17 protein-coding genes are annotated in these 19,788 nt (G+C 65.7%); 11 read left to right on the top strand and 6 right to left on the bottom strand.

The genetic code is table 11. From position 1 onward, the window contains the following. Nucleotides 1-2,082 (top strand): TonB-dependent receptor family protein (locus XI03_RS09610; protein WP_271591967.1); only part of this gene is annotated, 2,082 nt, incomplete at its 5' end. Between the two features lie 18 nt (nucleotides 2,083-2,100). Next, nucleotides 2,101-2,919: a class I SAM-dependent methyltransferase gene (locus tag XI03_RS09605; RefSeq protein ID WP_246554092.1), complete on the top strand. Its 819-nt coding sequence runs from the start codon at nucleotides 2,101-2,103 to the stop codon at nucleotides 2,917-2,919. Nucleotides 2,920-2,929: 10 nt separating this feature from the next. Here the strand turns inward: XI03_RS09605 and XI03_RS09600 are convergent, their stop codons facing one another. Next, entirely contained in the window at nucleotides 2,930-3,541 is a 612-nt protein-coding gene (locus XI03_RS09600) for a CinA family protein (protein WP_038946748.1), read from the bottom strand. A 3-nt stretch (nucleotides 3,542-3,544) separates the two neighbouring features. Further along, on the bottom strand, nucleotides 3,545-4,726 hold the full coding sequence (locus XI03_RS09595) for a bifunctional 2-C-methyl-D-erythritol 4-phosphate cytidylyltransferase/2-C-methyl-D-erythritol 2,4-cyclodiphosphate synthase (protein WP_271591966.1): 1,182 nt from the start codon (nucleotides 4,724-4,726) through the stop codon (nucleotides 3,545-3,547). Between the two features lie 280 nt (nucleotides 4,727-5,006). Here XI03_RS09595 and dusB point away from each other — a divergent pair, with 280 nt between their 5' ends. From dusB to ntrC, 3 genes are read left to right on the top strand one after another with little or no spacing between them, the layout of a single operon-like run. After that, on the top strand, nucleotides 5,007-6,008 hold the full coding sequence (gene dusB, locus XI03_RS09590) for a tRNA dihydrouridine synthase DusB (protein ID WP_271591968.1): 1,002 nt from the start codon (nucleotides 5,007-5,009) through the stop codon (nucleotides 6,006-6,008). Then, a complete protein-coding gene (locus XI03_RS09585) occupies nucleotides 6,005-7,174 on the top strand; it encodes a two-component system sensor histidine kinase NtrB (RefSeq protein WP_028144678.1) in 1,170 nt (389 codons plus the stop codon). The genes dusB and XI03_RS09585 overlap by 4 nt, the downstream gene beginning before the upstream one ends. Nucleotides 7,175-7,183: 9 nt before the next feature. After that, on the top strand, nucleotides 7,184-8,626 hold the full coding sequence (ntrC, locus tag XI03_RS09580; RefSeq protein WP_028144677.1) for a nitrogen regulation protein NR(I): 1,443 nt from the start codon (nucleotides 7,184-7,186) through the stop codon (nucleotides 8,624-8,626). Between the two features lie 206 nt (nucleotides 8,627-8,832). Here the strand turns inward: ntrC and XI03_RS09575 are convergent, their stop codons facing one another. Further along, complete coding sequence (locus tag XI03_RS09575) at nucleotides 8,833-8,979, bottom strand: hypothetical protein (RefSeq protein WP_162832222.1); 147 nt, start codon at nucleotides 8,977-8,979, stop codon at nucleotides 8,833-8,835. Nucleotides 8,980-9,158: 179 nt separating this feature from the next. On the opposite strand from XI03_RS09575, the gene XI03_RS09570 reads away from it, so the two are divergent. Genes XI03_RS09570 through fabI form a run of 4 tightly spaced genes read left to right on the top strand, consistent with a single transcriptional unit; the run spans nucleotide 9,159 to nucleotide 14,369 of the window. Then, nucleotides 9,159-11,375: a DUF3141 domain-containing protein gene (locus XI03_RS09570; protein ID WP_038946754.1), complete on the top strand. Its 2,217-nt coding sequence runs from the start codon at nucleotides 9,159-9,161 to the stop codon at nucleotides 11,373-11,375. A 29-nt stretch (nucleotides 11,376-11,404) separates the two neighbouring features. Continuing rightward, nucleotides 11,405-12,364 (top strand): phosphate acetyltransferase, encoded by a 960-nt coding sequence (locus XI03_RS09565; protein ID WP_038946756.1) that lies wholly within the window; start codon nucleotides 11,405-11,407, stop codon nucleotides 12,362-12,364. 5 nt (nucleotides 12,365-12,369) lie between these two features. Next, complete coding sequence (locus XI03_RS09560; RefSeq protein WP_271591965.1) at nucleotides 12,370-13,584, top strand: acetate/propionate family kinase; 1,215 nt, start codon at nucleotides 12,370-12,372, stop codon at nucleotides 13,582-13,584. Further along, nucleotides 13,581-14,369, top strand: a complete 789-nt coding sequence (gene fabI, locus XI03_RS09555) for an enoyl-ACP reductase FabI (protein WP_271591964.1) — start codon at nucleotides 13,581-13,583, stop codon at nucleotides 14,367-14,369. The genes XI03_RS09560 and fabI overlap by 4 nt, the downstream gene beginning before the upstream one ends. 13 nt (nucleotides 14,370-14,382) lie before the next feature. On the opposite strand, the gene XI03_RS09550 is transcribed toward fabI, so the two are convergent. The 3 genes from XI03_RS09550 to XI03_RS09540 form a co-directional block, all read right to left on the bottom strand. Next, on the bottom strand, nucleotides 14,383-15,033 hold the full coding sequence (locus tag XI03_RS09550) for a 3-oxoacid CoA-transferase subunit B (protein ID WP_271591963.1): 651 nt from the start codon (nucleotides 15,031-15,033) through the stop codon (nucleotides 14,383-14,385). 3 nt (nucleotides 15,034-15,036) lie between these two features. Continuing rightward, entirely contained in the window at nucleotides 15,037-15,684 is a 648-nt protein-coding gene (locus XI03_RS09545) for a CoA transferase subunit A (RefSeq protein WP_028144672.1), read from the bottom strand. A gap of 74 nt (nucleotides 15,685-15,758) precedes the next feature. Further along, the gene (locus tag XI03_RS09540) at nucleotides 15,759-15,935 is read right to left on the bottom strand and encodes a hypothetical protein (protein WP_271591962.1); all 177 of its coding nucleotides are present in this window, start codon (nucleotides 15,933-15,935) and stop codon (nucleotides 15,759-15,761) included. Between the two features lie 47 nt (nucleotides 15,936-15,982). Between XI03_RS09540 and XI03_RS09535 the strand changes: the two genes are divergently transcribed. Both XI03_RS09535 and ntrX read left to right on the top strand, forming a co-directional pair. Continuing rightward, a complete protein-coding gene (locus tag XI03_RS09535) occupies nucleotides 15,983-18,379 on the top strand; it encodes a sensor histidine kinase (RefSeq protein ID WP_271591961.1) in 2,397 nt (798 codons plus the stop codon). A gap of 17 nt (nucleotides 18,380-18,396) precedes the next feature. After that, a complete protein-coding gene (gene ntrX, locus XI03_RS09530; RefSeq protein WP_212085276.1) occupies nucleotides 18,397-19,767 on the top strand; it encodes a nitrogen assimilation response regulator NtrX in 1,371 nt (456 codons plus the stop codon). Nucleotides 19,768-19,788: the final 21 nt, after the last annotated feature.

Raw genomic sequence — 19,788 nt, 5'->3', positions numbered from 1 at the left:
GCATCGGTGCAGGAGCGCTTCGAGGCGCTCGCGGGCGGCGTCGCGCTGGTCCGGCGCGAGGATCTCTCACCCACCGGCAATCCGACCGCGTCGCGTGCCCTCAGCGGGGTTCCCGGTGTCGTGGTGCAGAACTTCTTCGGCGGCAACGACCAGCCGCGTATCCAGATCCGTGGCTCCGGTCTGCAGCAGAATCCGGTCGAGCGCGGGCTGCTGGTGCTCCAGAACGGCCTGCCCATCAACCGGGCGGACGGCTCCTACATCGTCGGCTTCGCCAACCCGCAACAGGCGGAGGCCATCGAGGTCTATCGCGGCTACATCGCCAACCGCCTCGGCGCCACCGTGCTCGGCGGTGCGCTGAATTTCATATCGCCGACGGGATCGTCCTCGCCGGGCACGCAGGCCGCCATCAGCGGCGGCAGCTTCGGCCAGATCAATGCCAGCGCGCAGACCGGCGGCAGGAAAGACAATGTGGACGCGCTGGTGCAGGCCGATTTCAGCCGTCGCGACGGCTTTCGCGACTACAACAGCTCCGAGCGCAGCAGTTTCAATGCCAATGTCGGCGCCGTGCTGTCCGAGAACGTCAGCACGCGCTTCTTCATCGGCTACACCGATCTCGGCTTCGATGTGGCGGGACCGCTGACCAAGAGCGCAATGCAGACCAATCCGCGGCAGGTGTTTGCCGGGCCGACCTTCATCCCGCCGTCGACCTCGATCAATCCCGGCCCCAACGTCGTGCGTGACCGGCCGCGCCGCGAGGCCGAGCAGTTCGTGGCGGGCTCGCGGACCACCGCGACGTTCGATGCGCATCTGTTCGACGTCGCGCTCGGCTATAGCCACACCGACGACATGTTCCGCTTTCCGATCTCCTCAGGCGTTCGCGCCACGCGGGGTGACGATGCGACCGGCGTCTTCCGCTACGCCTACAAGCCCGACAGCGCGGCGGCGTTACCGCTGCTCGAAACGACCGCGCAATATTCGGTGGGATCGGCGGATCGGGAGAATTTCATCAACCAGGCCGGGCAGACCGGCGCCAAGTTCGGCGAGAGCCGGCTCGATGCCACCACGCTGGCGCTGCATACCGGCCTCAATCTGCCGGTCTGGGACCGGATCACCGTCTCGCCGGCGATCGCCTATGGCTACGCCACGCGCGACAATGACGACGTCTACCGGAGTGCGACGCGGCCGACGATTGCCTACAATCCGGCAAATCCGACGATGCTGCTGCCGAACGGCGCGGTGCCGACGCAGAGCTCGAGCTATGCGCGCAGCTATTCGGCGTGGAGCCCCAGCCTCGGCGTGACCTTCCGCCCCGTGGCCGGCCAAACCATCTTTGCCGCGGTCAGCCGCAGCTTCGAGCCGCCCTCGCATGACGATCTGCTCGCGACGGTCAACGGGACGCCGAACAGCAGTGCCGGGCGGCCGACGCCGGGCAATCCGGGCCTCGTCGCAGCGGCATTCGCGACGCCCGATCTGAAGGCCCAGACCGCCACCACCGTCGAAGGCGGCTGGCGCGGCCGCGCCGGCATCCTGTCGTGGGACGCGGTCAGCTACTATTCCTGGGTCGACAACGAGCTCTTGAGCCTGCGCGACTCCACCGGCGCGCTGATGGCGGCGTTCAATGCCGACCGCACCACGCATCTCGGCGTCGAGCTCGGCCTCGGCGTCAGGATCACGCCGCGGCTGACCGGCCGCGTCGCCTACACCTACCAGGACTTCCGCTTCGACAACGATCCGCTGCGCGGCAACAACCGTCTGGCGGGCGCGCCGCCACATCTCGTCAACGCGGTCCTGCAATATCAGGCGACCGACGCCTGGAAGCTGGAAGGCGCGGTGCGCTGGAGCCCCGGCCACATGCCGGTCGACAACATGAACACGCTGTTTGCCGATCCGTTCGTGGTCGCCGATCTGCGCACCGAATACCGGATCAGCGAGCGCTTCGCGGTATTCGGCGAGATCACCAATCTGTTCAACGCGACCTATGCCGCGTCGACCCTGATCGTCGATCAGGCGCGGCCGGACCAGGCCGCGTTCATCCCCGGCGACGGACGCGGCTATTACGGCGGCATCCGGGCGCGGTTCTAACTTGCAAAGGAGACACCCATGATTGCAGACCACACGATGCCATCGGTCGAACTGCCGGGCGCTGATCTCGACGTGGCGAAGATGCCGGGCCATTGGCTGCTGGCCCGGCTAGGCAAGCGCGTGCTGCGTCCCGGCGGGCTTGGCCTGACGCGCGCGCTGCTGCACGGGCTGGTGATCGGCGCCGAAGATGATGTCGTCGAGTTTGCGCCGGGGCTCGGCGTCACCGCACGCCTGATCCTGGAGCGAGGCCCGCGGCGCTATGTCGGCGTCGAGCGCGATGCGCAGGCTGCCGCGTGGACGAGCCGGCAGCTTCCGGCGAAGGGAAACGTCTCGGTCGTCGTCGGGACCGCCGATCAGACGACCTTGCCGGCCGGCTCTGCGTCGATCGTGATCGGCGAGGCGATGTTGAGCATGCAGACCCAGGAGCAGAAGCGCCGCATCGCGGCGGAGGCGTTCCGGCTGCTTCGCCCCGGCGGGCGTTACGGCATCCACGAGCTCGCCGTGACGCCGGACGACATGCCGTTCGGCCAAAGGCAGGAGATCGATCGCGCGCTCTCCGGAGCCATCCATGTCGGGGCACGTCCGTTGTCCGGCGAAGGATGGAGAGGGCTGCTGGAGAGCGTCGGCTTTCAGATCGAGGCGGTCGAGTTCGCGCCGATGCATCTGCTCCGACCCCGGCGCCTGGTGCAGGACGAGGGCCTGGTGGGCGCGTTGCGGCTCGCCAGGAACCTGCTGCTGGATCGGGCGGCGCGGCGCCGGGTGCTGGCAATGCGGCGGGTGTTCGAGCAGCATCGCGCCAATCTGGCTGCGATCCGTGTGATTGCGCGCAAGGTGTAAGCGGGGGTGCTCAGCCCCGCGGCGACCGTGGCGTCCGGCGTTTGGCCACATGTCGGCGCGGCGAGCGTGTCACGCGCGGGCGCAAGCGGGTGACTGCGGCGGCGCGTTTCGGCTTGGCGGCAACTTGCGGGCCGCGGGCCAGATCCATCAGCATGCGCAACGCCTCGACCACCGAACGGGCGCGGACCGCGCTGCGGCCGATCGCGCCGAAGCGATGCTCGCGGTGGATGATGCGGCCGTCGCGCGCGGCGACGGCGAAATGCACGAGACCGACCGGCTTGCCGGGCGTCGCGCCGCCGGGACCGGCAATGCCGGTGATGGCGACGGCGAGATCGACGCCGGCACGCTCCAGCGCGCCGACCGCCATCGCGGTCGCGGTCTCCTTGCTGACGGCGCCGAAGTTCGTGAGCGTGCCGGCTTCGACGCCGAGCATCGCGCGCTTGGCGTCGTTGGAATAGGTGACGAAGCCGCGGTCGATCACATCGGAGGAGCCGGGGATATCGGTCAGCGCGCCGGCGACGAGGCCGCCGGTGCAGGATTCAGCCGTCGCGATCGTCAGCTTGCGCATCCGGCACAGGTCGAGCAGCGAGCGGGAGAGGGCGCGTGCGTCGCTGCCGCCCATGGCCTAGACGCTCCAGGGAAGACGGATGGTGGCGCTCGCGGTGGCCGCGATGCCTTCCTCACGGCCGGTGAAGCCGAGCCGCTCGCTGGTGGTCGCCTTCACCGCGACGCGCGAGATGTCGACGCCGGAAATCTCGGCGATGCGCGCGCGCATGGTGTCGCGCAGCGGGCCGATCTTCGGCCGCTCGCAAATCATGGTCACCTCGAGATTGGCAACGCGGCCGCCGCGCTGGGTGACGCGCTCGATGGCGTATTTCAGGAACTGGTCGGAGGAGGCGCCCTTCCATTTCGCATCGCTCGGCGGAAAGTGCGAGCCGATGTCGCCGTCGGCGAGCGCGCCGAGGATGGCATCGACCAGCGCATGCAGGCCGACGTCGCCGTCGGAATGGGCGAGAAAACCCTTGGTGTGCGGCACGCGTACGCCGCAGAGCATGAGATGGTCGCCTTCGCCGAAGGCGTGCACGTCATAGCCGGTGCCGGTCCTGATATCGCCGAGCTGGGCAGCCAGGCGCGCTTCCTCGCGCACGAAATCCTCGGGAGTGGTGAGCTTCATGTTGGCAACATCGCCTTCAAAGGTTGCAACCGTCAATCCCGCCCATTCGGCAATCGCGGCATCGTCGGTGAAATCGCTGCGGCCGTCCTTCGCCGCGCGACGGTGCGCTTCGAGGATGACGTCGAAACGAAAGGATTGCGGCGTCTGCGCGATTCGCAGGCGCGCGCGGTCCGGCGTGCCCTCGACATTGCCGCCATCGCCGGTGAGCTTGATGGTGTCGGTGACGGGAACGGCGGGGATCGCAGCGCCAGTGCGGCTCGCCGCCTCGATCGCACGCGAGATCAATCCTTCCGAGACGAAGGGGCGCGCGGCGTCGTGGATCAGCACGATGTCGGGCCCGTACTTGACCAGCGCCTCGAGGCCGGCAAGCACCGAGGCCTGCCGGGTCGCACCGCCATTGGTCGGCGGCTCATGCTTGAGCCCCGCGACCGCGGCCGTGAACATGGCGCTGTCATCGGGGTTCACCACCGGCTGCACCACAAACACGTCGGCGTGGCGGCTGAAGGCTTCCATGGCGCGATAGATCACGGGCACGCCGCCGATCTCGCGATATTGCTTCGGCCCGCCGGCGCCTGCACGCAGTCCACGCCCGGCTGCCACGAGGACGACTGCGGTGCGTTGTGATTTCGCCATAGGACTCGAATACTCAGTTGGTGATGAAGAGTCGGGGAGTGGGGTGATTGCCGCATGCCTCTAGCACGGCAGGCCCGCAAAAAAAGGGGGTTTCCCCGGATTGTTGGAAACAGCATTTTGCTGCACTGCACTTGAAAGATTTGCAGAATTGTCTAAACTGTAGGCATGGCGCTTGACTGCACAAGAATTGTGCGCAAGATAGGTCATGGCAGGCGCGATGAGGCCCTGCCCAGTCAACGAGACCCCTGTGACCGGTTCGGCAGCATCCGGCTCTAAGCCGTTGAAAATAGGCGATATTAATGTCGCCACCCCGGTCTTCCTGGCACCGATGTCGGGGGTGACGGACTCGCCCGTCCGCCGGTTGGCTGCCGAGCTTGGCGCGGGTCTCGTCGTGTCCGAAATGACGGCCAGCGATGAGCTCGCGAGCGGCCACCGGATGTCCCGGTTGCGCTGCGAAGCCACCGGGATCGGCCCGCACGTGGTCCAGCTCGCCGGGTGCGAAACGCACTGGATGGCGGAGGGCGCCCGGATCGCGGAAGCCGAGGGCGCCGACATCATCGACATCAACATGGGCTGTCCGGCCCGCCATGTCACCGGCGGCCAGTCCGGTTCGGCCTTGATGCGCGACCTCGACCATGCCGTCAGCCTGATCGATGCGACCATCGCGGCGGTGAAGGTGCCGGTGACGCTGAAGATGCGGCTCGGCTGGGACGACCGCAGCCGCAACGCGCCGGAACTGGCGCGGCGCGCGGAAGCCGCCGGCGTCAAGCTCGTCACGGTGCATGGCCGCACCCGCAGCCAGTTCTACAAGGGTGAGGCCGATTGGGATGCGATCCGCGCCGTGCGCGAGGCCACCTGCCTTCCACTCGTCGTCAACGGCGACATCACGACTTACGACAAAGCGCTTGCGGCGCTCGAGGCCTCCGGCGCCGATGCCGTGATGATCGGCCGCGGCGCACACGGCCAACCCTGGCTGCCCGGCCAGATCGGCCGCCGCCTGAACGGCGGGGTGGCTGAGGCCATGCCGACGCTTGCCACCCAGCTGCATTACGTCCGCACGCTTTATGAAGGCGTCTGCGCGCTTTACGGCCTGCGCGTAGGCCTCAAGCACGCCCGAAAACATCTCGGCTGGGCGCTCGACGTCGCCGCGGCTGCGAGCGGCGCTCCGGTCGAGAAGCTGAAATCCTGGCGTCAGAAGATCCTGACCTCGGAGGATCCGCGCCTCGTCCACCAGTCGCTGCAGGATGCCTTCGACGATTTCGGATGGAGCGCTGCTGCATGAGCTCCGCCGCTGACCATCGCCGGCCTGCCGACAGCGACGCGATCCTGGATGCGTTGCCCAATCCCGTGCTCATGATCGGGCCGGACGGCAAGATCGTCGCCGCCAATATCGCGACCGAAGCCTTCTTCGACATCTCGACGCAGTTCCTGAAGCGGCAGTCGCTGAAAGAGCTGGTGCCGTTCGGCAGCCCCTTGCTGGCGCTGATCGACCAGGTGCGCTCGTCGAACTCGCCGGTGAACGAATACAAGGTCGATCTCGGCACGCCGCGGATGGGCGGCGACCGCCAGGTCGATCTGCATGTCGCGCCGCTGACCGAGCGGCCCGGCCATATCGTGGTGATGCTGCAGGAGCGCTCCATCGCCGACAAGATGGACCGCCAGCTCACCCATCGCAGCGCGGCGCGCTCGGTCATCGCACTGGCCGCGATGCTGGCGCATGAGATCAAGAATCCGCTCTCCGGCATCCGCGGCGCGGCGCAGCTTCTCGAGCAGCAGGCCTCGTCCGAGGACCGCATGCTGACGCGCCTGATCTGCGACGAGGCCGACCGCATCGTGACGCTGGTCGACCGCATGGAGGTGTTCGGCGACGAGCGTCCCGTGTTGCGCGGCCCCGTCAACATCCATTCGGTGCTCGACCACGTCAAGCGGCTGGCGCAGTCCGGCTTTGCCCGCAACATCCGCTTCATCGAGGACTACGATCCCTCGCTGCCGCCGGTGCTGGCGAACCAGGACCAGTTGATCCAGGTGTTCCTCAATCTCGTGAAGAACGCCGCAGAAGCCTTGATCGACGTCCCCGACGCCGAGATCCAGCTCACCACCGCGTTCCGCCCCGGCGTGCGCCTGTCAGTCCCCGGTCAAAAATCCCGGGTATCCTTGCCGCTCGAATTCTGCGTGAAGGACAACGGACCAGGCGTGCCCGACGATCTTCTGCCCAACCTGTTCGATCCCTTCGTGACCACCAAGCAGACCGGCTCGGGGCTCGGCCTGGCGCTGGTCGCCAAGATCGTCGGCGATCACGGGGGCATCATCGAATGCGAATCTCAGCCGCGCAAGACCACCTTCCGCGTGCTGATGCCGATGTATTCCACATCGGTGAAACATGCCGATCAAAGCAGTCGCGCCGACTCTGCCGGGAAGCCGTCGCCTGCGTCACAGGGGGCGAAATGAGGATTAACGATGCCCGCAGGTAGCATTCTCGTAGCCGATGACGATACCGCCATCCGCACCGTTCTCAATCAGGCACTGTCCCGCGCCGGCTATGAAGTGCGGCTGACCGGCAATGCCGCAACGCTGTGGCGCTGGGTCAGCCAGGGGGAGGGCGATCTCGTCATCACCGACGTGGTGATGCCGGACGAAAACGCCTTCGACCTCCTGCCGCGGATCAAGAAGATGCGGCCGAATCTGCCGGTCATCGTCATGAGCGCGCAGAACACCTTCATGACGGCGATCCGCGCCTCCGAGCGCGGGGCCTACGAATATCTGCCGAAGCCGTTCGACCTCAAGGAGCTGATTGCCATCGTCGGCCGCGCGCTGGCCGAGCCGAAGGAGCGGGTCTCGACGCCGGACGAGGACGCCGAGATGGAGGCGATCCCGCTGGTCGGCCGCTCACCCGCGATGCAGGAAATCTACCGCGTGCTCGCGCGCTTGATGCAGACCGATCTCACGGTGATGATCACGGGCGAGTCCGGCACCGGCAAGGAGCTGGTGGCGCGCGCGCTGCACGATTACGGCAAGCGCCGCAACGGCCCGTTCGTCGCGGTCAACATGGCGGCGATCCCGCGCGACCTCATCGAATCCGAACTGTTCGGCCATGAGCGCGGCGCCTTCACCGGCGCCAACACCCGCGCCTCCGGCCGGTTCGAGCAGGCCGAGGGCGGCACGCTGTTTCTCGACGAAATCGGCGACATGCCGATGGAGGCACAGACCCGTCTGCTGCGCGTGCTGCAGCAGGGCGAATATACCACCGTCGGCGGCCGCACCCCGATCAAGACCGACGTGCGCATCGTCGCGGCCTCCAACAAGGATCTGCGCGTCCTGATCCAGCAGGGCCTGTTCCGGGAAGATCTGTTCTTCCGCCTCAACGTCGTGCCGCTGCGGCTGCCGCCGCTCCGCGAGCGCATCGAGGATTTGCCCGATCTCATCCGTCACTTCTTCGCGCTGGCCGAGAAGGACGGCCTGCCGCCCAAGAAGCTCGACGTGCTGGCGCTGGAGCGGCTGAAGCAACACCGCTGGCCTGGCAACGTGCGCGAGCTGGAAAACCTCGCCCGGCGCCTCGCCGCGCTCTATCCGCAGGACGTGATCACGGCTTCCGTCATCGATGGCGAGCTCGCGCCGCCCTCGGTCAGCCCGGGTGCCGCGGTCCAGCAGGGCGTCGACAATCTCGGCGGCGCCGTGGAGGCGTATCTGTCCTCGCACTTCCAGGGCTTTCCCAACGGCGTGCCGCCGCCCGGCCTCTATCACCGCATCCTCAAGGAGATCGAGGTGCCGCTGCTCACGGCCGCGCTCGCCGCCACCCGCGGCAACCAGATCCGCGCCGCCGATCTGCTCGGCCTCAACCGCAACACGCTGCGCAAGAAGATCCGGGATCTCGATATCCAGGTCTATCGGAGCGGGGGCTAGTTCCCTCGCGACAAACGCCAAACGCGTTTACGCGGACGGTGGCTCAGCTCCCCCTACCAAAGCGGAGCTGAGCCTGTCCGGATCGCGCTGGCCGTTTTGGCTGACGCGGTGAGCAGAAGTCGGAAGGGGGCCGAAATGTTCCGCGGTCACACATGTTCCGCGGTCACACAAGGGTGAGGCATTCAGCCGCCCGCGACGGCAATCCATCACCTGAACAGTCGTTCGGTCGACGGCACCAGGCGCGCTACGTCTGTCGTCGGCTCCTGCAGACCAGGACCGTTGACCAGCAGATCGGACGCCACGATCAGCAGCAGAACGGCAGAAACCATTATCGCGAGGAAGAACCTATCCATGCCGGGTCAAGCCGGAAGGGCCGGAAACAGTTCCCCGTCTGACATTATCGATCTACCTCTAGAAGGTTCTAAGGTTCTGGCGTCCGCTATGCCCGGAACCGCCGACCGTTGACCTATGTCAACGTCGCCGGTGGCATCTCTCCTTGACTGGCCTCGCACGACAACGAGGTCAGATTGCGATGGAAAATCTGAAGCTGCCTGCCGGTCCCATGTCGGGGTTGGTCACCTCCGCCGTGGAGTATCTGGTCGATGCCGGACAGCGGAGCGTGTTGTTTCTGGATATCATGCGACAGCGCGGCGACCAATATCGCGAGCACGTCGCGCAGACCGCACCGCATGTGCTGCAATATGCCGCCGAGTTGATTACGGACGGCCGCAAACTCGACGAGCCTGTCAACTACGCGCTCGTGCGCATCATCCCGCCCAAGAATGTCGCGATCGACATGAGGCGGCGGCCGTTCGTCGTCGTCGATCCGCGCGCCGGCCATGGTCCCGGCATCGGCGGCTTCAAGGCGGACAGCGAAATCGGTGTGGCGATGAAGGCGGGACATCCCTGCTACTTCATCGGGTTTCTGCCCGAACCCATGCCCGGCCAGACGATCGAGCGCATTGCGCGAGCCGAAGCGAAGTTTCTTGAAACTGTCATCAGCCGTCACCCCGACGCCGACGGCAAGCCTTGCGTCATCGGCAATTGTCAGGCCGGCTGGGCGATCATGATCCTGGCGTCGCTACGGCCGGAGCTATTCGGACCGCTGATCATCGCCGGCGCGCCGCTCGCATATTGGGCGGGCGTCCATGGCAAATATCCGATGCGCTATTCCGGCGGCCTCTTGGGCGGAAGCTGGCTGACGGCGCTGACGAGCGATCTCGGCGCCGGCAAGTTCGACGGCGCCTGGCTGGTGCAGAATTTCGAGAACCAGAACCCCTCGAACACGCTCTGGACCAAGCAATACAACGTCTATTCCAAAGTCGACACCGAGGCCGATCGTTATCTGGACTTCGAGCGATGGTGGGGCGGTCACGTCAACCTCAATGCCGAAGAGATCCAGTTCATCGTCGACGAACTGTTCATCGGCAACAACCTCGCCGCCGGCCGGATCGAAATGTCGGACGGGGAGAAGGTCGACCTGCGCAATATCCGCTCGCCGATCGTGGTGTTCTGCTCCAAGGGCGACAACGTCACCCCGCCGCAGCAGGCGCTGGACTGGATTCTCGACTGCTACGCCGACGTCGATGAGATCAGGGCATATGGCCAGACCATCGTTTACACCATTCACGAAAGCATCGGTCATCTCGGGATCTTCGTGTCCGGCGGCGTCGCCAACAAGGAGCATGCCGAATTCTCCAGCAACATCGACCTGATCGACGTGCTCCCGCCCGGGCTCTACGAGGCGACGTTCGAGGCGAGGGGCAGCGAGACGCTCAACGCCGACCTTGCAACGGGACAATGGGTAATGCGTTGCGAGGCCCGTACGCTCGGCGACATCCGGGCCATGGGCGGCAATTCCCCCGAGGACGAGCGGCGGTTCGCCACCGCCAAGCGCATCTCGGAGCTCAATCTTGCAGCCTATCAGAAATTCGTGCAGCCCTGGATCAAGAAGATGGTGACGCCAGAGGCGGCCAACTGGGCGCGCGGCATGCATCCGCTGCGCATGCAATATGAGGCTTTCAGCAGTCAGAATCCATGGATGTCCATGGTGAAGGCGGCGGCCGATCGCGCCGAAGAGAAGCGCAGGCCGGTATCGCAGGACAATCCGTTCCTGGCCTTCCAGGAGCAGGTGTCGAAGCAGATTGTGCATGCGCTCGATAGCTGGCGCGATGCCCAGGAGGCGCTGAGCGAGACCCTCTTCCTCAACGTCTATGGCTCACCTGCGCTCCAGGCCGCGGTCGGCATCGACCCCAACGCCGTGCCGACACGGCGCCGCGAGATGTCGGACGAGCATCGCGCCATGCTCGAAAGCAGGATTGCGGAGTTGAGGGCGAAGATTGGTGACGGCGGCCTGCGGGAGGCTGCTATCCGCGCGCTGCTCTATGTCGGCTCCGCGCGCGGCATGGTGGACGAGCGCAGCATCGAGGCGCTGCGCCAGGTCAGGCGCGACCATGCCGGCTCCCGGATGACCCTGTCCGAATTCAAGATGCTGGTACGCGAGCAGTTCTTCATGCTGCTGCTCGACCGCGAGGGCGCCGTGGCTGCCATTCCAAGGTTGTTGCCCGAGGACATGAACCGGCGGCGCGCGGCCTTCGCGGCGATGCGCGAGGTGCTCTCGGCAAGCGCGGACATCACCGGCGAGCGCGCCAATCGCCTGAGGCGAGTCGCCGAGTTGTTTGGCCTGGACGGAGAGGGCGAGATGACGTCGAACGTCGCGCCATTCGATCCCCAGGCAAGAGCGTCGTAGCGCGGTTTGGCGAAAGCGGGAGTGACCTCATGTCGGCCGATATGACGCACGAGACCGGCGGCAAGTACGACCGGCTGATCGCGGCGGCGAGGGCTGCGCCCCCGACATCGACCGTCGTCGTGCACCCCTGCGACGAGACTTCGCTGCGCGGGGCGATCGACAGCGCCGGCGCGGGGATCATCCGGCCGATCCTGGTCGGGCCGGAAGGGAAGATCAGGGACACCGCCGCGAGGTTCGATCTGGACATATCAAGCTTCGAGATCGTGCATGCCGCCCATAGTGACGACGCCGCGGCCAAGGGCGTGGAGCTCATCCAGGCCGCCAGAGGCGAGCTGTTGATGAAGGGCAGCCTTCACACCGACGAGTTGATGCGCGCGGTCACGGCAAAGACCGGCGGCCTGCGCACGGATCGGCGCATCAGCCATGTCTTTGTCATGGATGTCCCGACCTATGCCGAGACGATTTTCGTCACCGACGCCGCGATCAACATCTTTCCCGATCTCGATGCCAAGCGCGACATCATCCAGAACGCGATCGATCTCTACAATCAGGCCGGGTTTGGCCGAACGCCGCGCGTGGCGATCCTGTCGGCGGTCGAGACCGTGACGTCAAAAATTCCCTCGACCATCGAAGCCGCCGCCCTCTGCAAGATGGCCGATCGCGGCCAGATCACCGGTGGCGTGCTCGACGGTCCCCTGGCGTTCGACAACGCCATCGACCCGGAAGCGGCACGCATCAAGGGCATCGAGTCCGAGGTCGCCGGTCGTGCACAGATCCTGGTCGTTCCAGATCTGGAGTCCGGCAACATGCTGGCCAAGAATCTCGCCTATTTCGCCAAAGCGGATGGTGCCGGCATTGTCCTTGGCGCGCGGGTACCCGTCGTCCTGACGTCGCGCGCCGATACGCCGCGTGCGCGCATGGCCTCCTGTGCTGTGGCGGCGCTCTACGCGCGCGCCCGGCGCCAGAAGGCGCCGTCAGTGGCCGCGTGATCGCCATGGACACGATCCTGGTCGTCAATGCCGGCTCTTCGAGCGTCAAGTTTCAGGTCTATTCGGCATTGGGCGACGGTGCGCTCCGGCGTCAGATCAAGGGACAAATGGACGGCATCGGCAGCCGCCCGCGCCTGCGCGCCAGCGGTGCGAGCGGCGATGCGCTGGCCGATCGCGCCTATTCGGTTGAAGCTGTGCCCGATGTGCCCGCCGCCATGTCGGTTACCGGCAACTGGCTGCGCGACGAGCTTCGGATTACGCCGATCGCGGTCGGTCATCGCGTCGTTCATGGCGGGCCGGACCATGTCCGCCCGGTCCTGATCGACCACGGCGTCGTCTCCCGCCTCGAACGCCTTGTCGACTTGGCGCCGCTGCATCAGCCGCACAATCTCGCGCCGATCCGCTCGCTGCTTGCGAATTTCCCTGGGCTGCCGCAGGTGGCGTGCTTCGACACGGCATTTCACCGCACGCATGATCTCGTCGCCGATCACTACGCGATTCCGCAGCAGCTCTATGCCGAGGGTGTGCGGCGCTACGGCTTTCACGGGCTCTCCTACGAATACATCGCCCGCGCGCTGCCCGGCGTGGCGCCCAAGATCGCCAAGGGGCGGGTCATCGTTGCCCATCTCGGCAGCGGCGCCTCGATGTGCGCGATCAAGGAGGGGCGCAGCGTCGAGAGTACCATGGGGTTCACGGCGCTCGACGGGCTGCCGATGGGAACGCGTCCAGGGCAGATCGATCCCGGGGTCATCCTCTATCTCATCGCCGAGAAGGGCATGCCAGCCGCGAAGGTGCAGGACTTCCTCTATCGGGACTGCGGTCTGAAGGGGCTTTCCGGCGTCAGCAACGACATGCGCGAGCTGGAAGCGAGCACGGACCCGCGTGCGCGGCTCGCAATCGACCATTTCGTCTACCGGATCGGCCTCAACGCGGGCATGCTGGCTGCCGCCTTGCAGGGCCTGGATGCCTTCGTCTTCACTGCCGGCATCGGGGAGAACTCGGCATCGATCCGCGCACGTATCGCCGAGCAGCTCGGTTGGCTCGGCGTCCGCCTCGATGCCGATGAGAACGCTCACCATGCGCCCCTGATCTCGGCAGCCGACAGCCGCGTCCCCGTCTACGTCATTCCGACCGACGAGGAGCTGATGATCGCACAGCACACGCTATCGCTATTGATGGACGGTCAGTTGATCAACACGAGACCTAAGAGGGTGTCATGATCCCAGTATTTCCGGACAGCAAGGTCGCCTTGAAGGGAAAGAAGGGACTGATCGTCGGCATCGCCAACGACCAGTCGATCGCCTGGGGATGTGCGCGCGCGTTTCGTGCGCTCGGTGCTGATCTCGCGGTGACCTATCTGAACGACCGCGCCAAGAAGCATGTCCAGCCGCTGGCGCAGGCGGTGGAAGCGCCGATCTTCATGCCGCTGGACGTGATGGCCGAAGAGCAGACCGAGGCGGTGTTCGAGCGCATCGCGTCGGAATGGGGGCAGCTCGATTTCATGCTTCATTCCATAGCCTTCTCGCCGAAGGAAGCGCTGCACGGCCGTGTCGTCGACGTCGGCCGTGACGGCTTCCTCAAGACCATGGACGTCTCGTGCTGGTCGTTCTTGCGGATGGCTCATCTCGCCGAGCCGCTGATGAAGAACGGCGGCACGCTTTTCACCATGACCTATTACGGCAGCCAGATGGTGGTGGAGAATTACAACGTGATGGGCGTCGCGAAAGCCGCGCTGGAAGCCTCGGTCCGCTATATCGCCGCGGAGCTCGGCCCGAAGGGCATCCGCGTGCACGCGATCTCGCCGGGTCCGCTAGCCACCCGCGCGGCTTCGGGGATTCCCGAGTTCGATGAGCTCATGGACAAGGCGCAGTCGAAGGCGCCGGCGCGCAGTCTCGTCAGCATCGACGATGTCGGGAACGCCACCGCGTTCCTCGCGCTCGACGGCGCCAAGCTGATCACGGGCGGCGTGCTCTACATCGACGGCGGCTATCACATCATCGATTGAGGCCGCCGACGGATCAGACGTTCATTTCCGGGACGTGGTCGGGAACAGCCAGCTCGGCTTCCGTGAGCGCCATGACGTCGCCGACACTGACCCCGGGCGCGGTCTCCAGCAGCGTCGCCTTGCCGCCGGAGAAGCCGATCACGGCCAAGTCCGTGACGACGAGATCGACCGACCGCGCCGAGGTCAGGGGCAGGGTGCATTTGGCGACGATCTTCGACTTGCCCTTGGCCGCGTGCTGCATGGCGACGATCACCCGCCTGGCACCGCTGACGAGGTCCATCGCCCCGCCCATGCCGGGCACCATCTTGCCGGGGATCATCCAGTTGGCGAGGCGGCCCTGCGCGTCGACTTGGAGGCCGCCGAGCACGGTGACGTCGACATGGCCGCCGCGGATCAGCCCGAACGACATCGCGCTGTCGAATGTGCTGGCTCCCGGCAGCGCGCTGATCGGGCGTCCGCCGGCGTCCGTCAGGAGCGGATGCGCCATTCCCGGCTCGGGAATGGGCCCCGTGCCGATCAGGCCGTTCTCCGATTGAAAGAAAACCTTGAGATCGGAGGGCACGTAGTTCGCAACCAGCGTCGGGATGCCGATGCCGAGGTTGACGAGGTTGCCCTCGCGGAGCTCCCTGGCGACGCGGCGGGCGATAATGATCTGCGGGTCCATGGGTCACCCGTTCATAACGAGGTAATCGACGAGCGGCGCCGGCGTCATGACATGGTCGGGCGCGATCACCCCGACTGGTACGATGTGCTCGGCTGTCACGATCACCGTATCGGCCGCCATCGCCATGATCGGGTTGAAATTGCGTGCGGTCAGCGCATAAGCGAGATTGCCGAGATGGTCGGCGAGAAACGCGTGGAGCAGCGCGTATTGCGCCGTCAACGCCGTCTCCAGCAGGAACGGCTTGCCCTCGATCTCGATCTCTCGCTTGCCTTCGGCGACAACGGTGCCGACGCCGGTCGGCGTCAGGACGCCGCCCAGGCCGCAACCACCGGCCCGGATGCGCTCGACGAGGGTGCCTTGCGGCACGAGATCGACCTCGATCTGGTTCGCCAGCATCTGCTGCTGGGCCTTGGGATTGAGCCCGATATGCGTCGCGGTCAGACGCGACACGAGCGATGCGTCAAACAACTTGCCGACGCCTTTACCCGGTAGTGCGGCATCGTTGCAGATCACCGACAATCCGGTCTTCTGCTGCCGGACCAGTTCATCGAGCAAGCGCTCCGGTGTTCCAATGCCCATGAAGCCGCCGACCATCACGCTGGCGCCAGCGGGAATCATCGCAACGGCTTCTTCAACGGCCACAGCCTTCATGGGCGGAACTCCGGTCGGGCAATGAGCCACATTGGCGCGAGCGGCCACCGCGCACCCTTGATCTGCGTCAAGGCTCACCCTCGTTCGCGAATGACGATGCCGGTGCCTTTGTCCAATTCCGTCCAGAGACGGTACGATTGCTGACCGATCAGATCACGACACGCGCCGCCAGAGCTGTGGATGCGCCGGTCCGCCGCGGTGGGGGCGCCGCGGAATTGTCGCAATTCGGCAACAATGTGGTACAAATACATCAGTATCCGCCCATCGCGGACCCGTTTTCAGCACCACCATTGCCGGAATGACCAGCGCAGACACCTCGGCCGCACACTTTGACACGGCCCCAGCGGAAGAGCCCCGGCGTTGGTCGGCGCGGCGCTGGCTGGCGCCCTTTGCCGTGGCGCTGGCGCTGCTCTCGGCCTTCCTGACCTTCCTGGTTCTGACCGGCCTGACCACGATCGAGCCGACGCCGGCGGTGGTCCGCTCGATCTACCTCATCAACGCGGCCACGATCCTGCTGCTGGTCGGAATCATCGTCCGCGAGCTCTGGCAGCTGATCCTGGCGCGGCGGCGGGGCAGGGCGGCGGCGCGGCTCCATGTCCAGATCGTCAGCCTGTTCTCGATCGTGGCGGTGCTGCCGGCGGTGCTGGTCGCCGTCGTCGCCAACGTCACCATCGAACGCGGCCTCGACCGGCTGTTCTCCGGCCCGACCAAGGAGGTGATCCAGAATTCGCTGACGATCGCGCGGGCCTATATGCAGGACCATGCGCAGCTGATCCGCGGCGACATTCTCGGCATGGCCAACGATATCGCGCATGCCCGGCCGCTCTATGACCAGGATCGCCGCTCGTTCCGGGAGATGCTGAGCGCCAGCGCCAGTTCCCGCAACCTGCCGGGCGCGATGATCATCGACAAGAACACCAACATCCTGGAATCCGCCGACACCGGCATGCGGCTCGCCTATTCGCCGCCCGCGTCCGACTTCCTCAGCAACGTCAACGAGTCCGAGCCCGAGATCGCGGTCCTTCCCGATGCGAGCTTCGTGGCCGCCGTGATCCGGCTGCGCGCCTTCAGCGACACCTTCCTCTATGTCGCCCGTCCGCTTGATCCGAATGTCGTCAATCAGCTCAAGCAGACCGAGGTCAGCGTCGCCGAATACGCCCAGATCGAGTCGCGCAGGCTCGGAATCCAGGTTGCCTTCGCGCTCATGTTCGCCGTGATCGCGCTGACCATCCTGATGGCCTCGGTGCTGATCGGCCTGAACTTCGCCAATTCACTGGTCTCGCCGATCCGGCGGCTGATGAACGCGGCCCACACGGTCTCGACCGGCGACCTCCATGTCCAGGTGCCGGTGCACCAGTCGGAAGGCGATCTCGCCCAGCTGGGCGAGACCTTCAACAAGATGACGCAGGAGTTGCGCAGCCAGCGCGACGAGCTCGTCAACGCCAGCGACCTGATCGACAGCCGCCGCCGCTTCATCGAAGCGGTGCTGTCCTCCGCAAGCGCCGGCATCATCGGCGTCGACACCTCCGGCAGCGTCGGCATTTTGAACCGCTCGGCCGAGAAGCTGATCGGGCACGCCGAATCGGAGACGCTTGGTCATCCGCTCTCCGACGTGCTGCCCGAGCTGGACGAGATGATGAAGGCGGCGCGGGAAGGGAGCCAGCGTCTGGTGCAGGGGCAGATCACGATCACCCGCGACGGCGCCGAGCGCAATCTCTCGGTCCGCGTCAGCGCCGAGAAGAACCAGCCGCATGACAGCTACATCATCACGCTCGACGACATCACCGAGCTGGTCTCGGCGCAGCGCACCTCGGCCTGGGGCGACGTGGCGCGGCGCATCGCGCATGAGATCAAGAACCCGCTGACGCCGATCCAGCTTTCGGCCGAGCGCATTCGCCGCAAGTTCGGCAAGGGCATCACAGAGGCCAAGGACAAGCAGATTTTCGAGCAGTGCACCGACACCATCGTGCGCCAGGTCGACGATATCCGCCGCATGGTCGACGAGTTCTCGCGCTTTGCACGGATGCCGAAACCGGTGATGGAGGGCGAGGACGTCGCCGACGCCGTGCGGCAGGCCGTGTTCCTGATGAAGGTCGCCCATCCCGAGATCGATATCGAGGCCGAATTCAAAGAGGATCCGCTCCGCGCCCAGTTCGACCGGCGGCTGATCTCGCAGGCGGTCACCAACATCGTCAAGAACGCCACCGAAGCGATCGAGCAGGTCCCGCCGGAGGAGCTCGGCAAAGGTCATATCGACGTCGTGGTGTCGCGTCAGGGCGAGGACGTGCTGATCGACGTCATCGACAACGGTATCGGCCTGCCCAAGGTCGCGCGCTCGCGGCTGCTCGAGCCCTATGTCACGACGCGCGCCAAGGGCACCGGCCTTGGCCTTGCGATCGTTGGCCGCGTGCTGGAAGACCATGGCGGACGCATCGAGCTGAAAGATGCTTCCGACTTCCGCGAGGGCCAGCGCGGTGCCTGGATGCGGATGCGCTTTGCGATCTCCGGGCAACCCGCGAAGTCCGAGGGAGCCGAGCAGGCCCCGGCGGCCGCGGTCAAGGAAGCAACCGGCGAGCAGGCCGGCGCTCCTGTCAAGGACCCGGCGCAGGAAACAAAAGAGCTGGCGGCCGAAACCAAAGAGGCCGCTGAAAAGACCAATGATTCAACGAAAATCGAAGCCTCGACAGGCATCTGACAAGACAGGCGCGACCCATGGCAAGTGAAATTCTGATTGTCGATGATGAGGCCGATATTCGAGATCTCGTCGCAGGCATTCTCGAGGACGAGGGTTTTGTCACGCGGACTGCGCGCGACAGCGACTCTGCACTGGCTGAAATCGCCAACCGGCGGCCGCATCTGGTGTTCCTCGACATCTGGCTGCAGGGCTCCAAGCTCGACGGCTTGCAGCTGCTGGAGCAGGTCAAGAAGGACAATGCCGACCTGCCGGTCGTGATGATCTCCGGCCACGGTAACATCGAGACCGCGGTGGCCGCGATCAAGCGCGGCGCCTACGACTTCATCGAGAAGCCGTTCAAGGCCGACCGGCTGATCCTGGTCGCGACCAGGGCGCTGGAGAACTCGCGGCTCAAGCGCGAGGTCAAGGAGCTGAAGCAGCTGGCGCCGAGCGCAAGCCAGCTCGTCGGCCGCTCGCCGAGCATGAACCAGTTGCGCCAGACCATCGAGCGCGCGGCCAAGGCCAACAGCCGCATCCTGATCGTCGGTCCCGCCGGCGCCGGCAAGGAATTGACGGCACGCACGCTGCATACGGCCTCGGGCCGCGCCGACGGTCCCTTCGTCGTCATCAACGCCGCCGCGATCACGCCCGAGCGCATGGAGCACGAGCTGTTCGGCATCGAGCAGTCCAACGGCGAACAGGCGCGCAAGCCCGGCGCGCTCGAGGAAGCCCATGGCGGCACGCTGTTCATCGACGAGATCGCGGACATGCCGCGCGAGACCCAGAACAAGATCCTGCGGGTGCTGGTGGAGCAATCGTTCCAGCGCGTCGGCGGCACCGCCAAGGTGCAGGTCGATGTGCGCATCATCTCCTCGACCGCGCGCAATCTCGAAGAGGAGATCGCGGCCGGCCACTTCCGCGAGGACCTCTATCATCGGCTCTCGGTGGTGCCGATCCGCGTGCCTGCGCTCTCCGAGCGGCGCGAGGACATCCCGGAATTGATCGACTATTTCATGGAGCAGATCTCGGCCGGTAGCGGCCTGCCCAAGCGGCAGATCGGGCAGGACGCGATGGCGGTGCTGCAATCGCATGTCTGGCCGGGCAATGTGCGCCAGCTCCGCAACAACGTTGAAAGAGTCATGATTCTCGCCGCCGGTGGACCGGAGGTCATCATCACGGCCGACATGTTGCCGCAGGACGTCGGCTCCATGGTGCCGGCGATGCCGACCAGCAACAATGGCGAGCACATCATGGGCCTGCCGCTGCGCGAAGCGCGCGAAGTGTTCGAGCGCGACTATTTGATTGCACAGATCAGCCGTTTTTCAGGAAATATTTCTCGCACAGCCGAGTTCGTTGGCATGGAACGGTCGGCGCTGCATCGAAAGTTGAAAGCGCTCGGTGTCGGCTAGCGCGTTTTTGTGCAGGGAAAA

This window comes from Bradyrhizobium sp. CCBAU 65884, assembly GCF_028128835.1.
In the GTDB taxonomy this organism is placed as follows: Bacteria; Pseudomonadota; Alphaproteobacteria; order Rhizobiales; family Xanthobacteraceae; genus Bradyrhizobium; species Bradyrhizobium ottawaense.
The sequence above is the reverse complement of the archived record's forward strand: the minus strand, read 5'-3'. Positions and strand labels throughout refer to the sequence as shown.

What these genes read in the sequence shown, in the direction of transcription:
- ntrX (WP_212085276.1), top strand. Translation starts at nt 18,397, where the DNA reads ATGGCAAGTGAAATTCTGATTGTCGATGATGAGGCCGATATTCGAGAT.
- XI03_RS09545 (WP_028144672.1), bottom strand. Translation starts at nt 15,684, where the DNA reads ATGAAGGCTGTGGCCGTTGAAGAAGCCGTTGCGATGATTCCCGCTGGC.
- XI03_RS09570 (WP_038946754.1), top strand. Translation starts at nt 9,159, where the DNA reads ATGGAAAATCTGAAGCTGCCTGCCGGTCCCATGTCGGGGTTGGTCACC.
- XI03_RS09600 (WP_038946748.1), bottom strand. Translation starts at nt 3,541, where the DNA reads ATGGGCGGCAGCGACGCACGCGCCCTCTCCCGCTCGCTGCTCGACCTG.
- fabI (WP_271591964.1), top strand. Translation starts at nt 13,581, where the DNA reads ATGATCCCAGTATTTCCGGACAGCAAGGTCGCCTTGAAGGGAAAGAAG.
- ntrC (WP_028144677.1), top strand. Translation starts at nt 7,184, where the DNA reads ATGCCCGCAGGTAGCATTCTCGTAGCCGATGACGATACCGCCATCCGC.
- XI03_RS09605 (WP_246554092.1), top strand. Translation starts at nt 2,101, where the DNA reads ATGATTGCAGACCACACGATGCCATCGGTCGAACTGCCGGGCGCTGAT.
- XI03_RS09595 (WP_271591966.1), bottom strand. Translation starts at nt 4,726, where the DNA reads ATGGCGAAATCACAACGCACCGCAGTCGTCCTCGTGGCAGCCGGGCGT.
- XI03_RS09575 (WP_162832222.1), bottom strand. Translation starts at nt 8,979, where the DNA reads ATGGATAGGTTCTTCCTCGCGATAATGGTTTCTGCCGTTCTGCTGCTG.
- XI03_RS09560 (WP_271591965.1), top strand. Translation starts at nt 12,370, where the DNA reads ATGGACACGATCCTGGTCGTCAATGCCGGCTCTTCGAGCGTCAAGTTT.
- XI03_RS09535 (WP_271591961.1), top strand. Translation starts at nt 15,983, where the DNA reads ATGACCAGCGCAGACACCTCGGCCGCACACTTTGACACGGCCCCAGCG.
- XI03_RS09585 (WP_028144678.1), top strand. Translation starts at nt 6,005, where the DNA reads ATGAGCTCCGCCGCTGACCATCGCCGGCCTGCCGACAGCGACGCGATC.
- XI03_RS09540 (WP_271591962.1), bottom strand. Translation starts at nt 15,935, where the DNA reads ATGTATTTGTACCACATTGTTGCCGAATTGCGACAATTCCGCGGCGCC.
- XI03_RS09550 (WP_271591963.1), bottom strand. Translation starts at nt 15,033, where the DNA reads ATGGACCCGCAGATCATTATCGCCCGCCGCGTCGCCAGGGAGCTCCGC.
- XI03_RS09565 (WP_038946756.1), top strand. Translation starts at nt 11,405, where the DNA reads ATGTCGGCCGATATGACGCACGAGACCGGCGGCAAGTACGACCGGCTG.